The sequence below is a fragment of the Kitasatospora sp. NPDC005751 genome, assembly GCF_040630835.1.
Classification (GTDB): Bacteria; Actinomycetota; Actinomycetes; order Streptomycetales; family Streptomycetaceae; genus Kitasatospora.
This window is the reverse complement of sequence record NZ_JBEXYC010000031.1, coordinates 59,255-74,895: the sequence shown is the minus strand read 5'-3', so window position 1 is coordinate 74,895 and position 15,641 is coordinate 59,255. Positions and strand designations below refer to the sequence as shown.

Sequence of the window (15,641 nt, the reverse complement as noted above, 5' to 3'; positions counted from 1 at the left end):
GGGCAGGGTGAAGGCACACATGAGGGACCTCCGAAGAGAGGCGGAGTGGAGTGGGTGCGGTGGAACCGGCGGATACGTCGCCGTGAGCCAGGCCGGAACGGGACTGGGAGTACCGCGTACGGCTGCTCTGCGGTGCGCGGGCAGCAGGCGCCTACTGCCCTCGGAACAGGCGTTACTGACGATCCATCGGATCGATGTGAGACGACCATAGCGCAGAAGCACTTAAGATTAAGTGGATCCTGGAAAGCTTCCTTCTTCCGTGGGACAGATGGCCGTGACGGCTGCCGTCGCGGCAGACTGATGCCACGAAACGCAGAGAGGACGCCATGCCTGGTCGCCAGAGCCCCACTCTTCGTCAGCGCCGCTTGGGTGCCGAGCTGCGGAGAATGCGCGAGCAAGCGGGCTTGGGCGGCAGCCAGCTCTCCCGAGTCCTCGGCGTCAGTGCCGCCCAAGTGACGCAGATGGAGAACGGGAAGAGCAGTGTTAGCGCGGAGCGTCTCCAGACGATCGCGGCGGGTTGCAAGTGCACCAACCAGCCTCTGATCGATGCACTCGCCGACCTCATCGCAGCGCGCGGAAAGGGCTGGTGGGAGGAGTACCGCGGGGTCTTGTCGACCGACTTTCTGGAGGTCGCGGAGATGGAGTCCACGGCGCAGAAGCTCTACACATGGGCGACCACCTACGTACCTGGCCTACAGCAGACCCAGGCTTATGCCTCTGCGGTGTTCGCCCGCGTCTCACCGCCGCTACCACCTCGCGACATCGAGCTCAGAACTGCATTTCGCGTCCAGCGCCAGCACGCCATTCGGTCGAGTGGCACGCCGTACGTGTCCTTCATCCACGAGGCCGCGCTACGGATGCAGTTCGGCGGCCCTCGCGTGCTCGCAGCGCAGCTCGGTAGCCTGATCGAGGACTCAGAGCGGCGAACCTGCTCGTTGCGAGTGGTGCCGTTCGACATGGACACCTTTCCTGGCGCGGGCGAGAACATCATGTTCGCCGAAGGTCCGGTACCGGAGCTCGCGACCCTCCAGATGGACACCGCGCAGGGCGTCCTCTTCTTCGACTCTCCAGCAGACTTGGCCAGCCACCGCGCAACGTTCGCCCGCCTTGACTCCCTCGCACTGTCGGATGATGACTCGCGAAAGTTCATTCGATCTATCAGGGATGAAATGAAGGGCAGGTATGAGTAGGTCCGAGTGGCAGAAGTCGACCTTCAGCGGTGCATCGAACGAGTGTGTCGAGGTGCGCACCGCCGACGGCATGGTCGAACTCCGTGAGTCCGACACCGGCGACATAGTCGTCCGCACCACCCCGCTCAAGTTCGCCAAGTTCGTCCAGGGCGTCAAGGCCGGCGAGTTCGACCACCTCATGACCTGACCCGACAGCGCCCCCTCGCTCGACCCGAGCGAGGGGGCGCCACCACCGCGCTGTCCGAAGACGGATCGCGAGATTTCATCCGATCCATCATGAAGGAAGTGAAAGCCGCGAATGCCTAGGTCAGAGTGGCAGAAGTCCAGCTACAGTGCCTCGAACAATGAGTGTGTCGAGGTTCGCACCGTCGACGGCATGGTCGAACTCCGTGAGTCCGACAGCGGCGAGATCATCGTCCGCACCACCCCGCTCAAGTTCGCCAAGTTCGTCCAGGGCATCAAGGCCGGCAAGTTCAACCACCTCACCGCCTGACCTCCATCCGGCCCCTCGCTCGCCCGAGCGAGGGGCCGGAACATGATCCTCGGCCCCTATCCCTCAAGCGCGCCGGTGCGGACGGCGAAGGCCCGCAGCCCAGGGAGACGAGCCGGGGAGTGGACGAGGCCGACCGTGACCGCACGGATGGATGGCCTGCGCAGCTCCTCCGGCGCTACCCGCTCCATTGCCTGCAACGCCTCGTATGTCCGGCGATTGTCTCCAAGGGCGGTCCAGAGCCGGGCGGTGTCGGTGTGGAACCGAGCCCGCCGCTCCCGCGTCGGTAGGCGGGCGGGGTCCAGGGCGCGGGCGTGGGGCACCCCAGCGTCCGGGTCGTTGAGCGCGGTTGCGATACCGATGCGGTACAGCATCACTTGTTCGGCTGTCGCCTCCACCGTGAACAGTTCTCCTGGCCGCCCTGCTGGGATCAGGCCGACCGTACGCTCCGCCTCGGCCACCAAGTCGTTGGCGGTGTGGCTGTCGCCCCCAGTCGCAGCCGTGTAGGCCCCGGTCAGGAGCAGGGTCGTGCGTACGGCGAGCACGTCTTCCTCCCGCCCGGCCTGTGAGTCCAGCTGGTTCGCCGTCGAGGTGAGGAGCTGGACGGCGGAGTTGATGCGGCCGGAGCGGCGCATGGTGATGGCCAGTACGCGGGCGGCTTCCCCGACGGCGATGGGTGAGCCCGAGGCACGGGCTGCGGTCAGGGCGCGGTCGGCGGTGGCCCAGGCATAGTCTGAGCTCTCCTTGACCGCGAGTTCGGTGGCGAGTACGTAGGAGCGGGCTACAGCCGCGCACGCCTGTTCACGTGCCAGCCCGGTACTTGCGTCGCGCGCCGCCTCGGCTCCGCTGATCAATGTGGGCAGGGTGCGGCGTAGGCGGGAGTAGCGGGCTGCGCGGAAGTCGGCGCGGGCAGTGGTGAGAGTGGCAGTGAGGTCGGGTAGCGGTACGGCCGCCCCAGGAGTGAACAGGGCTTCTTCCAGTGAATCGATCCGTGGGTTCGTGGCCACCGTCTCGGCATCAGCCTGTCCGGCGCTGATGACCGCCGCACCCACGCCCGCGGCTCCCGCCGCGAGGAAGATTCTCCGCCGCACCTCGTCCTCCGAGCACTGGTGACCTGTCGTCACCCTAATGGCAGCCGGCTCTCCTGGGACCGTCGCCGGAGCATGTCGGGCCGGGGAGTCGAGGCGGAGTCCGAGGTGAACGGGCGGGACGTCCAGGAACTCCGCGATGCGGAGCAGGGCGTTATCGGTAACCGCCATCTGTCCTCGGAGGATGCGGGACATGGCAGAGGGCGAGTAACCGGCGTGTGCGCCGACCTCGGCCAGTGTCGCCCTCTTCACGGCCCGGGCGGCGCGCAGGATCGCTGGTATGTCCACGTCCACGTTCGTCCGAGACACGGCCCCTCCCCGGCTTCGGCGGGTATACCACGGTAGCGGCAGCCAGGGGGCGCGAAACAGGGCGTGTGGTGCGCTCAATCCAGCGAGATACTAGAGCAGTTGATTCCGATACGCCGATCGCGGCTAGTGCGTTTCCGGGGCCTTGGCCCTCACCAGCAGTGTGCCGAGCGCGCCGGGTTCCAGAGCCGGGAGGATCTGCGCGTCGATCCTTACGAAGCCATGCCGTTTGAGCACATCCGTCCACTGCTCGGCGGTGTATTGCCAGCGTAGGACCGTCAGCTCGGCTTCTCGGCCGTCCAGCCACTTTCCGCCCATGATCTGTGCGCCGTACGTTCCGACGGACGGCTCGCGATGTGAGAACGCGAAGGTCCCGCCCGGGGCGAGTCGTTCGGCGGCCCGGGGGAACAACTCCTCGGGATCGGTGAACCAGACCGCGCCCCAGGTCGAGTAGACAGCGTCGAACCGTCGGTCGTCCTGGTCGAGGAACGCGCAGGCCTCGGCGTAAACGAACTCCAACGCAGGCAGATCGATCCAGAACCCGCGAGCGCGCTCGACCTGGAACGGCGAGAAGTCCACGGCGACGACCTCGACCCCGGCCTTCGCCAGGAAGGCCGCGTTCTCGCCCTCGGCCGGCCCGAGATCCAGGGCGGTCCTCGGAGCCCCCAGAATCTCCGCGCCCGGTCCGTGGCCGGGAACACCGGTCCAGTCGAAGCGGTCCGCTGCCGGGCGGCTCTGGGGATCCTCGCCACGGTGGGGCCGGTACTTGTCCCAGTACTCCGGGGCGGTTCGGGGCGCGCTGGACATGAGTGTCTCCGGGGCGACGAGGTGGTGGTGCCGTGTCGAAGCGGGCGCCAACCTACCGGTGCGTGCTCCCGGGGCGGGGGTGAACGTGGGGATTTGAGCCGAACGGGGCCCGGAGGCGATCCACGCCTCCGGGCCCCGTCCCAGCCCTACAGAGTCAGTGGCAGTTGGCGCCGGGGCTGCACGGACCGCACTTGGCGTAGTCCGCCTCCCACAGCTTCCAGTCCACCTCGAACCCGTTGTCCGCGATGATCTGGGCCGTCCGTTCCACGGAGCCGTCGTACTTGAACGCGATCTCCGGGATGTGTTCCAGGAACCGGCCGCCGAAGTGCGCAGCACAGAACTCCCGGTAGTTCGTGGTGTCGAGGATGAAGACGTGGACGGCGATGTCCACGATCCGGCCGCAGCACATCTCCAGGCCCTGGCCCCATTTCTCCATGGCCGTGACGAGGTAGGAGACGGCCGCGCCGAACAGGCGGGTGGCCATCACCTCGTCGAAGGGGTGGTCGCGCATCAGCAGCGCGATCTCGCGATCCCACACCTCTGGCTCGATGAAGTCCCTTGGGTTGCGCGGCTCGGGGGCGACCAGATCGATCAGCTCGATGGACGTGACGGTCATGTGGTGCTCCTCTCGATGACGTCGAGTGGTGCATAGGTGCCGATGCACCTGCACCAATGACGCTAACCACCGGAACAACGAGCTTCCAGGGATCCGGACGGGTGTGCACCGCAGGTGCGAGTGGCCGCACGCCAGGTGCGAGTTCAGCAGTGCAGGCGTGCGAGGCCTGGTGCCCGCGCCGCAGGTGTCGGCGGCCCTGTCGGGCGCTGCGAAGCGAGGGGGCGCCTCCAACCGATCCACCACATTCACACCGGCAGGTCCCAGCCCGGGCCGTCCTCTGTGCCGATCCACACCCGCTGCCCTGCGTCCGAAACGGTGATCCCGAATCCCTCCTGGTGCGGCTCGCCGGCCTCCTGCCAGGCCTCGACGGCTCGCTCCACCTGGTCCCAGAGCCGCAACGGTCCGCGCTGGATCACGGTCCAACCACCACTCGCATCAGCTCTCGTCCGGGCCAGCGAACCCGTGGCCACATCCACGAGAATCTGCTCTCCGCCCGCCCCCATCCGCTCCGCCGAGGGTGCTGCGAGCTGGGCCACCCAGCTCCCGGTCCACGTTCCGATGACGGCGGGGTCGATCCGGCTCGCGCGCTCCTCCCCGGGCAGCATCGCGAGGCCGGGTCGGGGTGGGCGGTCGTGCGGGCGGGCGATCATGAAGCTGGTGAACCCGGGCAGGAATCGGCCGGTCGCACTCCCCGCTCCGGTGACGGTGAGCAGCGCGAGCCCGGACGCGTAGCTCCACCCGGACAGCCAGACGCTCCCCGGAAAGGCCGGAGGCGCGCCGGAGATCCTTGAGTGCTGCTGCAAGGTCTCGACGCTGCTCTCCGGCCCTACCGGGATCGTGGGTCAATCCGCGCTGTACTCCGTGAAGGGGACCGACAGCGAGACGGCGAGATCCCGCCAGTGCCGGAACTGGTCGATGTCAGGGCTTTCCAGAAGCTCTCGGCCGATCTGCGTGCCATCCGGGCCATACCTCATGTCGACGACCTTCGTGTCGTCGAACATCCAGAAGTCCTGATGAGGGAGACCAGGGTTCTCCGTGCTGGTGAGATCGAGGATCCTGATGTCTTCCCCGGCTTCGACGTTGTAGGCGTAGGCCGCGAATTCGTACCGCAGGTAGTCGGACAACGGCCGGGTGAGTACATGCACCCGAGCGATCCTGCGGCCCGTGGCACGGTAGTTCCGCACACGGGTGAGCCACCTGTCGTCGGCATCGAGATGCAACTCGCCGGTGGCCAGGAACTCCTGGAACTCCTCGGCCTCGCCCGGCATGGCATAGGAACTCCGGGTCTCCAGCCGAAACGCCTCCTGCTTGAACGAGTCGAAGAACGCCCGCCAGTCCTCACCGGTCAAGAGCATGGAACGCCTCCCGCAGAAGAGCCTCCGGGATCTCCACCACGGCCTCGCCCTCCGGGGTCGTCCGGTGCACCGTGAAGCCCTGCACGGCGATGGTCCCCCGATCGGTCGTGTAGACGGTCGGACAGTCGTCTTCGCGGCAGTCCGGGTCTCCGCCAGCGATCCTCGTGAGCTCCATGACCCTCTCCCCTACACACGCTGCGGACTCCTAGTCAGGACCATAAGGAGCCTCCGGTGAACCGGGCAAGGACCATTCACGTTCCTGCATAGACCCACCCGCACCGGTGACGATTTCGCGCCCCTGAGGCGCCTCGCTCACCCGAGCGAGGCGCCTCAGTCCGGAGAACAAGCCGACTCGGAGTGGGAAGTCGGTGGGTCCGACTTCCCACTCCGCGGGGAGACGGCAGAGCGCGGGCCGTGATCAGCGCGCGTCCGGATTACCGTGCCGCTTTGTCGGGCCGGGGGTGAACTGACGCAGCAGCACCGTGGGTGATGCCATGACCGCGTACCAGGTGTTCGCGGTCTGGTCCGCGACCGGGGACCAGGCGGCGATCACGGGCAGCTCGCAGTGGTCGCCCGGCCCCAACGGGGGCAGCCTCCAGGAGATGTCATGGTCGCGGTCGACGTCCACACCCCACGTACCCGCCGAACGGTTGTGGACCTCGTCGATCAGGGCTGCCCACCGCAGGGGTGCCTCGCCCGCGTCGACTGCGCCGCAGATCGCCTCCTCGTCGTGACCGCCGACGGTGAGCCGGGTCGTCCCGTCCTCCACCGTGATCGCTGCCAGCGCTTGCCCGCCGTCCCACCCCGCTTCGGCACCCTCCGGAAGCCGCACGGGCAGTCCCGCCGAGAACCGCACCCGCCCGAGCGGCGCGAGAGCGTCGATCCGCCATACCCCTGCGTGGCAGCCGGTCAGCGGCCCCCAGACCTCGGGGTCGAGGCCGGGGTCGTACGGAGCCAGTAGCAGCTCGACGCGAGCCTCGGGCCGGCTCCAGCGGGCGAGGATTCCGCCGCCCGGCACCTCGAAACCCTCGTCGGGCAGCTTCGGGAGGTCGGTGCTCCCGAGGGTGGTGGCAAAGGTCAACGGGCCGAACGGCGTGTCGACAGCCGGCCGGTCGGCGGACCGCAGGCGGGTCCGCGGGAGGGCCGGGAGCAGCATCGGCCCAGCGTACTGGTGGCCTGTCGGCAGTCGGCTGGGCGTGGTCCAGCGGGGCGCGGAGTGGGAAGTCGGTCCGGCCGACTTCCCACTCCGCCGCAGTGGCTCCCCAGCAGTGGCGGTGCGGCGGCGGACAGGCCGGCTCCATGCCCCCCGGGGCTGCCGGATGGCTGGGGATGGCTGGGAAGGGGCTGGGAGTTCGGCCAACGGTTGGGCGGGGGGTGGGCAAGGTGAGGGCTGGGGGCGGGCGGATCATGCCGGAACGCCCGGATTCGGCCGGTCAGGGTTCTCTCAGGCCGCGCCCAGGGTGCCGCAAGAGCGTCCGGCGAAGCTGTGCGCCATGAAGGTGCTTCCGCGACGGCGTGGTGCCGTCCTCCTGAACTCCGCACTGGGCGTGGCCCTGGTGGGCGCCGTGGCCCTGGCGTACACCACGTTGGACAGCGGGACGGAGAAGGCGGCCGGCAAGGCCCAGGTCCGAACCGCGACCGTGGCGAAGGGCACGGTCCTGGCCACCGTGTCCGGAACCGGCACGCTCGCCTCGCCGACCGACGCCGCCCAGGACTTCACCACCGGCGGGAAGCTGACCGCCGTCAAGGTCGCGGTGGGCGACACCGTGACCAAGGGACAGGTGCTGGCCACCGTCGACACCACGGCGGCCCAGCAACAGGTGGACGCCGCCCAGTCGGCGCTGACCACGGCCAACGCCAACCTGACCAAGGCGCAGGCCGGTGTCACCACCACGACCACCCAGCAGATCCCGGGCAGCTCGAACAAGTCCTCCAGCGGCTCCGGCGGCTCGTCCAACGACTCCACCGGTGGCGGCACCGGTGGCGGGGAACGGGGAGCGGGCGCGAGCAGCGCGCCCGCTCCCCAGACCACCCCCGTCCCGCAGACCACCACGATCACCACCACCAAGGTGGACGAGGCGGCCGTGGCCCAGGCCCAGCAGCAGGTCGCCACCGCGCAGACCAACCTGGCCAACGCCCAGGCGGCGCTGGCCGGTACGACGCTCACCGCCTCGGTGGACGGCACGGTCGCGTCCGTCTCCAACAAGGTCGGCGACACGCTGGGCGGCGGTACCGGGAGCGGCGGCACCGGGAGCACCGCCAAGTCCACCGGCACCACCACCGGCTCCGGCGCCCTGAGCGGCTTCATCGTGCTGACCAACCCGACCGGGATGCAGGTCACCGCCAACTTCTCCGAGCTGGACTCGCTCAAGCTCAAGAAGGGCGAGTCGGCCACCGTCGCGCTGAACGCGCAGTCCGACACCAAGCTCAACGCCACCGTGCTGTCCGTCAGTTCGCTGCCGGTGAGCAGTGGCGGCAGCGGCGGCGCGGCCGCCGTCCAGTACGCGGCGACGCTGCAGATCACCGGCGACACCAGCAAGCTGCGGACCGGCCTCAGCGCGACCGTCTCGGTGGTCACCGGCGAGGCCGACAACGCGCTCTCGCTGCCCACCGCCGCCCTGGCGGGCACCGGCACCAGCCGGACGGCGACCCTGGTGCAGCCGGACGGCTCCAGCGAGCGGGTCACCGTCGAGGTCGGCGTCGAGGGCGACACCACCGTGCAGGTGGTCTCCGGGCTGAAGGAGGGCGACAAGGTCGAACTCGCCACCACCAGCGGGACCAACGGCTTCCCGAACGGGTCTTTCCCGGGCCTGACCGGCGGCCAGGGCAGCCGCGGCGGCGCGGGAGCCGGCGGCGCGGCCGGCGTGGCAGGCGTCGGCGCGGCCGCCGGCGGCGGCACCGGCCGGGGCGGGAACCGCTGATGGGGCGCAGGACCGCCCCCGCGCCCCAGAGCACGGCGGCGGCGCCCCCGGTCATCCAGATCCGCCGGCTCACCAAGTCCTACGGCCACGGCGACGCCACCGTGCACGCGCTGCGCGGCCCGTCCGACCCGGCCACCGGCGAGCCGCTGGGCGTCGACCTGGACATCGAGCAGGGCGACTTCGTCGCGGTGATGGGCAGTTCGGGCTCCGGCAAGTCCACCCTGATGAACATCCTCGGCTGCCTGGACGTACCGACCGCCGGGCGCTACCTGCTGGACGGCATCGACGTCGGACACCTGGACGAGCAGCAGCTCTCGCTGGTCCGCAACCGCAAGATCGGTTTCATCTTCCAGTCCTTCAACCTCGTCCCCCGCACCACCGCGCTCGCCCAGGTCGAGCTGCCGCTCGCCTACGCGGGCGTGCGCAGCGCCGAGCGCCGGCGCCGGGCGCTGGCCGCGCTCTCCCTGGTCGGCCTCGCCGAGCGCTCCGGGCACCGGCCGAACGAGCTCTCCGGCGGCCAGCAGCAGCGCGTCGCGGTGGCCCGGGCGCTGGTCACCGCGCCCGCGATGCTGCTCGCCGACGAGCCCACCGGCAACCTGGACAGCCGCTCCACCGACGAGGTGCTGGCCCTGATCGACGGCCTCAACGCGACCGGCCGCACGGTGGTGCTGATCACCCACGAGGACGAGGTCGCCCTGCACGCGAAGCGGGTGATCCGGCTGGTCGACGGCGCGGTCGTCAGCGACGTCCGGCAGGCTCCGGTGGAGGGCCCGCCGCCCGCCCTGCTCGCGGCCGCCGACCTCCAGGGGGTGCTCGCATGATCTTCTGGCAGATGCTCCGGTTCGCCGTCGGCGGCCTGGCCGCCAACAAGGTGCGCTCCGCCCTGACCATGCTGGGCGTACTGATCGGCGTGGCCTCGGTGATCCTGCTGCTCGCGGTCGGCAACGGCTCCTCGGTGGCGGTCAAGGAGTCGATCACCTCGCTCGGCACCAACTCGCTGACGGTCACCGCCGGGTCCTCCTTCGGCGGCTCGCGCACCGCCTCCACCGCCAAGAAGCTCACGGTCGCCGACGCCAGGGCACTGGCGAGCGACCCGGAGGCGACCTCGATCAAGTCCGTCGCGCCGGTGGTCACCGCCAGCGGCACCGCGCTGTACGGGGACATCTCCTACAGCCCTGGCTCGATCGTCGGCACCTACCCCGCGTACTTCGAGACCGCCAACCTGAAGATCGGCCGGGGCGAGTACTTCACGGCCGACGACGTGCTCGGCTCCCGCAAGGTCGCGGTGCTCGGCGCCACCACCGCCAAGCAGCTGTTCGCCACCACCGACCCGGTCGGCAGGGCGATCACCGTCGGCGGCACCCCGCTCACCGTGGTCGGCGTGCTCCAGGCCAAGGGCGGCACCGGCTTCACCGACCCGGACGACGTGGTGATCGCACCGCTGCCGACCGTGCAGAACGCCTTCACCGGCTTCGGACCGGTCAGCCAGATCCTGGTGCAGGCCACCTCCGCCGAGACCACCACGGCCGCCCAGGCCGAGGTCACCCGGGTGCTGCTCGGCACCCACGCGATCGCCGACCCGAGCAAGGCGGACTTCCGGATCGGCAACCAGGCCTCGCTGCTCACGGCCCGGGAGTCGACCACCAAGACCTTCACCGTGCTGCTCGGCGCGGTGGCCGCGATCTCGCTGCTGGTCGGCGGGATCGGCATCACCAACATCATGCTGGTCACCGTCACCGAGCGGACCAGGGAGATCGGCATCCGCAAGGCGCTCGGCGCCCCGCGCGTGGCGATCCTCGGGCAGTTCCTCGTCGAGTCCACCCTGCTGTCGGTGATCGGGGCCGGACTCGGGGTGCTGGCCGGTCTCGCCGGATCGCACTTCTCCGTCGTCGGCATCAAGCCGGTGGTGATCCCCGAGTCGGTGCTCGGCGCGTTCGGCATCGCCGTCGCCATCGGCCTGTTCTTCGGCAGCTACCCCGCCAACCGGGCCGCCTCGCTGCGCCCGATCGACGCCCTCCGCCACGAGTGACCAAGGACCCGCAGACCATGAGCAACGAGATCGAGCCGCGCACCCCCGCCGAGCAGGTGGTCCTGCTCTCCACCGCGCCGGACGTCCGGGACGTCACCGCCGAGCTGGCCGCGCCACCGCGCCGCCGGCTGCCGTGGCCGACCCTCGTCCTGGCCGGCGCCGTGCTCGCCACGGCGGCCTTCGCGGGCGGCGTCTGGTACCAGCAGGGCCACGGCTCCACCGGCTCCGGCAAGTCGGCCGCGGCGGGGCAGCAGCCCCGGGCGGCGGCCTCCGGCTTCGGCGGCGGGCAGAACGGCACCCGCCGGGGCGGCCAGGGCACCGGGCAGGGCGCCGGCGCCGGTCAGGGCGCGGGTCAGGGCGGTGGCCAGGGCGCGCAGGGCGGCTTCACCCGGGGCACCGTCAAGGCCGTCGACGGCACCACCGTCTACCTGACCGACGCCAACGGCAACACCGTCAAGGTGACCACCGGCGACGCCACCAAGGTCCAGCTCAACAAGGAGGGCAAGGTCACCGACCTGCAGCCCGGTCAGAGCGTCACCGTGGTCGGCACCCCGGCCGCCGACGGCGGGTACGCCGCCACCCAGCTCGTCGAGGGCGCCGCCGGCTTCGGCGCGGGCGGCTTCGGCGGCGGCGCCGGTGGCCGGGGGACCCAGAACCAGACCCAGACGCCTCCCTCCTAGCCCGTCCACGGGTGGGAGGGGGCCTGGCGGCTGACCCCGCAGCCCCCAGGCGCCCGCGCGGCCCGGCCGAACCTCCTCCGGCGGCCGGGCCGCGCGCTGTCCGTGACCGGGTGGCGTGCCGGGCCAGGGGCCGCGCGGTGTCCGTGCCCGCGCGGTGTGTCCGTACCCTGGGTCACGCGCGGTCTTCACTCCGGCCGGGAACCGCCTGGCCTCCGGCCGGGAACCGCCCGCCCCGGTCCGGAACCGCCCGGCCTCCGGCCGGGAACGGCTCCGTGCCGCGGCCGCGCGGTGCCTCCGCCCTGTCCACCGGCTCGTACGCACACCATCCAGCCCGACCGCGCGGGCTCGTTCGCCCAAATCCGCCCGCTAAGGTGTTAATCCAACATTCATCGACGGCGCATAGCCTCCCCGGGCTAGCCTCAAGCTGAACGCCATCGTCCGACCGGGAGGCGGAACCCCCGTGCAAGGCACTGTGTCCACACCTGGCAGCTCCGCCGTGGCCGGCGGCCCGGGCGAGGCGTTCCTCCTCGTCGTCGACGACGAACCCAACATCCGGGAGCTGCTCTCCGCCTCCCTGCGCTTCTCCGGCTTCCGGGTCGCCTCCGCCGCCAGCGGCACCGAGGCGCTCGAACTGATCGCCGTCGAACGCCCCGACCTCGTCGTCCTCGACGTGATGCTGCCCGACCTGGACGGCTTCACCGTGGTCGAGCGGCTGCGCGAGCAGACCACCCGGGGCCAGATAGCCGGGCCCGCCCACGGCCACCCCGGCGACCACCTGCCGGTGCTCTTCCTGACTGCCAAGGACGGCGTCGGCGACAAGGTCCAGGGCCTGGCCGCCGGCGCGGACGACTACGTCACCAAGCCGTTCAGCCTGGAGGAGCTGATCGCCCGGATCCGGGCCATCCTGCGCCGGGCCGGCGGCCCCGCCGAGGACGGCCGGCTGGTCGTCGCCGACCTCACGCTGGACCCGATCGCCCACGAGGTCACCCGCGGCGGCACCCCGGTCGCGCTCTCGCCGACCGAGTTCAAGCTGCTGCACTACCTGATGGCCAACGTCGGCCGGGTGGTCTCCAAGGCGCAGATCCTCGACCACGTCTGGGCCTACGACTTCGGCGGGGACCTCTCCATCGTCGAGTCCTACATCTCCTACCTGCGCCGCAAGCTCGACTCCGGCCCCGCGCACGGTCCCAAGCTGATCCACACCGTCCGCGGCATCGGCTACGCGCTGCGCCGGCCGCCGCAGAGCTGACCGCCCCCCGTGTTGCCCCGCTTCTCGCTGCGCGTCCGGCTGCTCGTCCTCGTCCTCGCCCTGGTCACCACCGGGCTCGCGGTCAGTGACGCCGTCGTGCTCGGCACCGTCCGGATGCAGCTGGTGGAGCGGCTCGACGACCAGTTGCAGCGCTTCGCCGAACCGCTCTCGCACCGCGCCCCCGGCCGGACGACCTGGCCGGAGAGCCGGCAGCCCTCGGTCGGCGGGAGGCGGCCCGCGGCGGCGCTGCCCAGCCAGTACCTGGTCCAGTACCTCTCGGCGGACGGCAAGGTCCAGCAGGTGGTGCGCCAGCCGGTCTCCGAGAACGACCCGGCGCCGCAGCTGGCCGGTCTCGACCCGGCGGCCGCCGCCCCGGACACCCCCTTCGACCTGCCCGACCAGCGCGGCCAGCGCAGCTGGCGCACGCTCGTCCTGCCGCTCCAGCGGCCGCCCGCCCTCGGCCCCGCTCCCCCCAGCGCCTTCGCCGTGCCGACCCCCACCCCCGCGTACCTGATGGTCGCGGTCTCCCGGGAGGACATCGACGCCACCGTCGCCCGGCTGCGCACCTCCTTCCTGGCGATCGGTGGCGCGGTGCTGGTGCTGATCGCGGCCCTCGGCTTCTTCGCCGTCCGGGCCGGGATGCGGCCGCTGCGCCGGATCGAGGAGGGCGCCGAGCGGATCGCCTCCGGCGAGCTGTCGCACCGGATGCCCGAGCTCGCCACCCGCACCGAGGTCGGCCGGCTGTCCGCCGCCCTCAACGCGATGCTCACCCAGATCGAGGCCGCGTTCGCCGCCCGGGCCGAGTCCGAGGCACGGATGCGGCGGTTCGTCGCCGACGCCTCGCACGAGCTGCGGACCCCGCTGGCCGGCATCCGAGGCTTCGCCGAGCTGTACCGGATGGGGGCGCTGCCCACCGAGGCGGACGTCAAGCGGACGATGTTCCGGATCGAGAGCGAGGCCGTCCGGATGGGCGCCCTGGTCGAGGACCTGCTGGTGCTCGCGCGGCTCGACGAGGAACGCCCGCTCGACCTCGCGCCGATGGACCTGCGCACCCTCGCCGCGGACGCCCTGCACGACCTCACCGCCCTCGACCCGTCCCGCCCGGTCGCCCTCACCGGTCCGTCCGGCACCGGCGCGCCCGGCCCCGCACCGGTGCTCGGCGACGAGGCGAGGCTGCGTCAGGTGGTCACCAACCTGGTCGGCAACGCCGTCAAGCACACCCCGCCCGGCACCCCGGTGCGGATCGGCGTCGGCACCGCCGAGGGCCTCTGCCTGTTGGAGGTCGCCGACTCCGGTCCCGGCCTCACCGAGGAGCAGGCCGTCCGGGTGTTCCACCGCTTCTACCGGGTGGACGCCTCGCGCAGCCGCCACGACGGCGGCGGCGCCGGCCTCGGCCTCGCCATCGCCACCGCGCTCACCCACGCCCACGGCGGCACCCTCACCCTCCACACCGCCCCCGGCACCGGCGCCACCTTCCGCGTGGAGATCCCCCACCAGCGCTGAAACCGCCCGTTCGGGTGAACCGCCCTGGTTCTCTCCGCCCGGTCTCCGGTCGTGTGCGACCGTACGGCTGCGGCTTGATGCGGATCGCGCGAGCCGACCGCACTGGACGGGAAGAGGTGTCTCAATCACCGCGCTCGTAGCCGAGGAGACCGTCGTGGACCTGGACCAGGCGCTGTGGCAGGTGTGGAAGGAGATGGACGTCCCTGAGGGCATCAGGGCGGAGATCATCGAGGGAGCCATCGAGATGTCGCCCACCCGCGGGCACCGCCGTTTCAGCGTCAACCGGCGGGTGAGTCGGGCCCTGGACAGGTATCTGGGAGGCGGCGGCTATGGCCCCGCCCAGGACGGCAACGTGATCGCCGGGCTCAAGGTGCTGGCCCCGGACGTTTTCGTGGCGCCCGACGACGTGGACGAGATCGAGCACCCCGAGGGCCTTGGGGTGCTCGCCTCCGGAGTGGTCCTGGTGGTCGAGACCGTCTCCCCCGGCAGTGCGGCCCGCCGCCGTGATCTCGTCCTCAAGCCCCGCGCCTACGCGACCGCCGGCATTCCGGTGTACGTGATCATCGACGACTTCGACGACGGCGGCGCCGTCACCGTCCTGACCGGCCCCGACATCGAGCGCGGTGCCTACGCCCGTTCGGTCCGGACGCCGTACGGGGAGGAGGCGTTCGTGCCGGAGGGGCCGGCGAAGGGCTTCGTGATCGGGCCGGAGATCACCGGCGGGCGGCGGGGGTGACGCCGTCCTCCAGCAGCTCCCGGGCCAGCAGGCCGGCCTGGAAGCGGGAGGTGGCGCCGAGGGTCGTCATCAGGTCGGCGACCCGGCGGCGGTAGGTGCGCAGCGAGAGGCCGAGCAGGCGGGCGCCGGTCTCGTCGGTGTGGCCGGTCGCGAGGGCGCTCAGGATCTGCCGGGCCTGCTCGGTGAGGTGCGGCGGCCGGGCGCAGTCGGCGAGGTCGGTGGCGGTCTCCCAGGCGGCGCGGAACAGCGAGCGCACGCCGTCGACGACCTCCGGCGACTGCACCACGGTGTACGTCCGCACGCCGCGCACGGGGGCGCCGGCCAGGATCGCGGTGCGCCGGTCGATGATGATCGCCTCGCGCGCGAGCGGTCCGTCGCTGATCCGGACCTCGATGCCGGTGCCGGCGATCCTCACCAGCCGCCGGTGCGACTCCGGATCGGCCAGGGCACGCCGGGTGTACAGCTTGCGCATGGTGAGCCCGGGGACGAGGTGCGGTCGCTTGCCCTCCGCGAAGGCGGCGTTGACGCCCGACGACCAGGTCAGCAGGTCGGTGGCGGCGACCAGGAACTCCTCACGCGAGGCGACGAAGAGGTGGCCGGCCCGCTGGACGAGCTCCCGCTCGCCGTGCAGGGTGATGATCGGGTCGGTGCTCATGGCAGCAACATGCCAG

At 71.1% G+C, this 15,641-nt stretch carries 17 protein-coding genes and 1 pseudogene; 10 read left to right on the top strand and 8 right to left on the bottom strand.

Translation table 11 applies throughout. The features are described 5' to 3' along the window. The first annotated feature begins 326 nt into the window (after positions 1–326). The 3 genes from ABZ497_RS24760 to ABZ497_RS24750 all read left to right on the top strand — a co-directional run bounded on the left by ABZ497_RS24760 (position 327) and on the right by ABZ497_RS24750 (position 1,683). A complete protein-coding gene (locus ABZ497_RS24760) occupies positions 327–1,190 on the top strand; it encodes a helix-turn-helix transcriptional regulator (RefSeq protein ID WP_359808321.1) in 864 nt (287 codons plus the stop codon). After that, positions 1,183–1,377 carry a DUF397 domain-containing protein gene (locus ABZ497_RS24755; protein ID WP_359808319.1) on the top strand — a complete coding sequence of 65 codons (195 nt, stop codon included), beginning with the start codon at positions 1,183–1,185 and terminating at the stop codon, positions 1,375–1,377. Before ABZ497_RS24760 ends, ABZ497_RS24755 begins: the two co-directional genes overlap by 8 nt. A 111-nt stretch (positions 1,378–1,488) precedes the next feature. Then, entirely contained in the window at positions 1,489–1,683 is a 195-nt protein-coding gene (locus ABZ497_RS24750) for a DUF397 domain-containing protein (protein WP_359808317.1), read from the top strand. Between the two features lie 56 nt (positions 1,684–1,739). On the opposite strand, the gene ABZ497_RS24745 is transcribed toward ABZ497_RS24750, so the two are convergent. From ABZ497_RS24745 to ABZ497_RS24715, 7 genes and pseudogenes are all read right to left on the bottom strand, one after another. Continuing rightward, on the bottom strand, positions 1,740–3,056 hold the full coding sequence (locus tag ABZ497_RS24745) for a helix-turn-helix transcriptional regulator (protein ID WP_359808315.1): 1,317 nt from the start codon (positions 3,054–3,056) through the stop codon (positions 1,740–1,742). A 144-nt stretch (positions 3,057–3,200) separates the two neighbouring features. After that, positions 3,201–3,881 carry a class I SAM-dependent methyltransferase gene (locus ABZ497_RS24740; protein WP_359808313.1) on the bottom strand — a complete coding sequence of 227 codons (681 nt, stop codon included), beginning with the start codon at positions 3,879–3,881 and terminating at the stop codon, positions 3,201–3,203. Between the two features lie 154 nt (positions 3,882–4,035). Then, the gene (locus ABZ497_RS24735) at positions 4,036–4,497 is read right to left on the bottom strand and encodes a hypothetical protein (RefSeq protein WP_359808311.1); all 462 of its coding nucleotides are present in this window, start codon (positions 4,495–4,497) and stop codon (positions 4,036–4,038) included. 245 nt (positions 4,498–4,742) lie between these two features. After that, positions 4,743–5,243: pseudogene (locus tag ABZ497_RS24730) on the bottom strand (methyltransferase); the annotation flags it as partial. A 96-nt stretch (positions 5,244–5,339) separates the two neighbouring features. Further along, positions 5,340–5,852 carry a DUF6879 family protein gene (locus tag ABZ497_RS24725; protein WP_359808309.1) on the bottom strand — a complete coding sequence of 171 codons (513 nt, stop codon included), beginning with the start codon at positions 5,850–5,852 and terminating at the stop codon, positions 5,340–5,342. Next, the gene (locus ABZ497_RS24720; protein ID WP_359808308.1) at positions 5,836–6,027 is read right to left on the bottom strand and encodes a hypothetical protein; all 192 of its coding nucleotides are present in this window, start codon (positions 6,025–6,027) and stop codon (positions 5,836–5,838) included. The genes ABZ497_RS24725 and ABZ497_RS24720 overlap by 17 nt, the downstream gene beginning before the upstream one ends. Positions 6,028–6,270: 243 nt before the next feature. Continuing rightward, entirely contained in the window at positions 6,271–7,008 is a 738-nt protein-coding gene (locus tag ABZ497_RS24715) for a hypothetical protein (RefSeq protein WP_359808306.1), read from the bottom strand. A gap of 337 nt (positions 7,009–7,345) precedes the next feature. On the opposite strand from ABZ497_RS24715, the gene ABZ497_RS24710 reads away from it, so the two are divergent. The 7 genes from ABZ497_RS24710 (at position 7,346) to ABZ497_RS24680 (ending at position 14,970) form a co-directional block, all read left to right on the top strand. Next, complete coding sequence (locus tag ABZ497_RS24710) at positions 7,346–8,773, top strand: biotin/lipoyl-binding protein (protein ID WP_359808304.1); 1,428 nt, start codon at positions 7,346–7,348, stop codon at positions 8,771–8,773. Continuing rightward, positions 8,773–9,594 carry an ABC transporter ATP-binding protein gene (locus ABZ497_RS24705; protein WP_329488893.1) on the top strand — a complete coding sequence of 274 codons (822 nt, stop codon included), beginning with the start codon at positions 8,773–8,775 and terminating at the stop codon, positions 9,592–9,594. Before ABZ497_RS24710 ends, ABZ497_RS24705 begins: the two co-directional genes overlap by 1 nt. Beyond that, positions 9,591–10,802, top strand: coding sequence for an ABC transporter permease (locus ABZ497_RS24700; protein ID WP_359808302.1), 1,212 nt, complete (start codon positions 9,591–9,593; stop codon positions 10,800–10,802). The genes ABZ497_RS24705 and ABZ497_RS24700 overlap by 4 nt, the downstream gene beginning before the upstream one ends. A 17-nt stretch (positions 10,803–10,819) precedes the next feature. Beyond that, positions 10,820–11,482, top strand: a complete 663-nt coding sequence (locus ABZ497_RS24695) for a hypothetical protein (RefSeq protein WP_359808300.1) — start codon at positions 10,820–10,822, stop codon at positions 11,480–11,482. A gap of 472 nt (positions 11,483–11,954) precedes the next feature. After that, positions 11,955–12,731 carry a response regulator transcription factor gene (locus ABZ497_RS24690; RefSeq protein WP_329488897.1) on the top strand — a complete coding sequence of 259 codons (777 nt, stop codon included), beginning with the start codon at positions 11,955–11,957 and terminating at the stop codon, positions 12,729–12,731. A 9-nt stretch (positions 12,732–12,740) separates the two neighbouring features. Then, a complete protein-coding gene (locus tag ABZ497_RS24685) occupies positions 12,741–14,234 on the top strand; it encodes a HAMP domain-containing sensor histidine kinase (protein ID WP_359808298.1) in 1,494 nt (497 codons plus the stop codon). 154 nt (positions 14,235–14,388) lie between these two features. Further along, positions 14,389–14,970 carry a Uma2 family endonuclease gene (locus tag ABZ497_RS24680; protein ID WP_359808296.1) on the top strand — a complete coding sequence of 194 codons (582 nt, stop codon included), beginning with the start codon at positions 14,389–14,391 and terminating at the stop codon, positions 14,968–14,970. Here the strand turns inward: ABZ497_RS24680 and ABZ497_RS24675 are convergent. Beyond that, positions 14,948–15,625, bottom strand: coding sequence for a helix-turn-helix transcriptional regulator (locus ABZ497_RS24675; protein ID WP_359808294.1), 678 nt, complete (start codon positions 15,623–15,625; stop codon positions 14,948–14,950). The two genes, ABZ497_RS24680 and ABZ497_RS24675, sit on opposite strands and share 23 nt — an antisense overlap. Between the last annotated feature and the right edge of the window lie 16 nt (positions 15,626–15,641).

Excerpts from the sequence above, each read along its gene's own strand:
- ABZ497_RS24760 (WP_359808321.1), top strand. The coding sequence starts at position 327 with ATGCCTGGTCGCCAGAGCCCCACTCTTCGTCAGCGCCGCTTGGGTGCC.
- ABZ497_RS24755 (WP_359808319.1), top strand. The coding sequence starts at position 1,183 with ATGAGTAGGTCCGAGTGGCAGAAGTCGACCTTCAGCGGTGCATCGAAC.
- ABZ497_RS24750 (WP_359808317.1), top strand. The coding sequence starts at position 1,489 with ATGCCTAGGTCAGAGTGGCAGAAGTCCAGCTACAGTGCCTCGAACAAT.
- ABZ497_RS24740 (WP_359808313.1), bottom strand. The coding sequence starts at position 3,881 with ATGTCCAGCGCGCCCCGAACCGCCCCGGAGTACTGGGACAAGTACCGG.
- ABZ497_RS24735 (WP_359808311.1), bottom strand. The coding sequence starts at position 4,497 with ATGACCGTCACGTCCATCGAGCTGATCGATCTGGTCGCCCCCGAGCCG.
- ABZ497_RS24725 (WP_359808309.1), bottom strand. The coding sequence starts at position 5,852 with ATGCTCTTGACCGGTGAGGACTGGCGGGCGTTCTTCGACTCGTTCAAG.
- ABZ497_RS24720 (WP_359808308.1), bottom strand. The coding sequence starts at position 6,027 with ATGGAGCTCACGAGGATCGCTGGCGGAGACCCGGACTGCCGCGAAGAC.
- ABZ497_RS24715 (WP_359808306.1), bottom strand. The coding sequence starts at position 7,008 with ATGCTGCTCCCGGCCCTCCCGCGGACCCGCCTGCGGTCCGCCGACCGG.
- ABZ497_RS24710 (WP_359808304.1), top strand. The coding sequence starts at position 7,346 with ATGAAGGTGCTTCCGCGACGGCGTGGTGCCGTCCTCCTGAACTCCGCA.
- ABZ497_RS24705 (WP_329488893.1), top strand. The coding sequence starts at position 8,773 with ATGGGGCGCAGGACCGCCCCCGCGCCCCAGAGCACGGCGGCGGCGCCC.
- ABZ497_RS24700 (WP_359808302.1), top strand. The coding sequence starts at position 9,591 with ATGATCTTCTGGCAGATGCTCCGGTTCGCCGTCGGCGGCCTGGCCGCC.
- ABZ497_RS24695 (WP_359808300.1), top strand. The coding sequence starts at position 10,820 with ATGAGCAACGAGATCGAGCCGCGCACCCCCGCCGAGCAGGTGGTCCTG.
- ABZ497_RS24675 (WP_359808294.1), bottom strand. The coding sequence starts at position 15,625 with ATGAGCACCGACCCGATCATCACCCTGCACGGCGAGCGGGAGCTCGTC.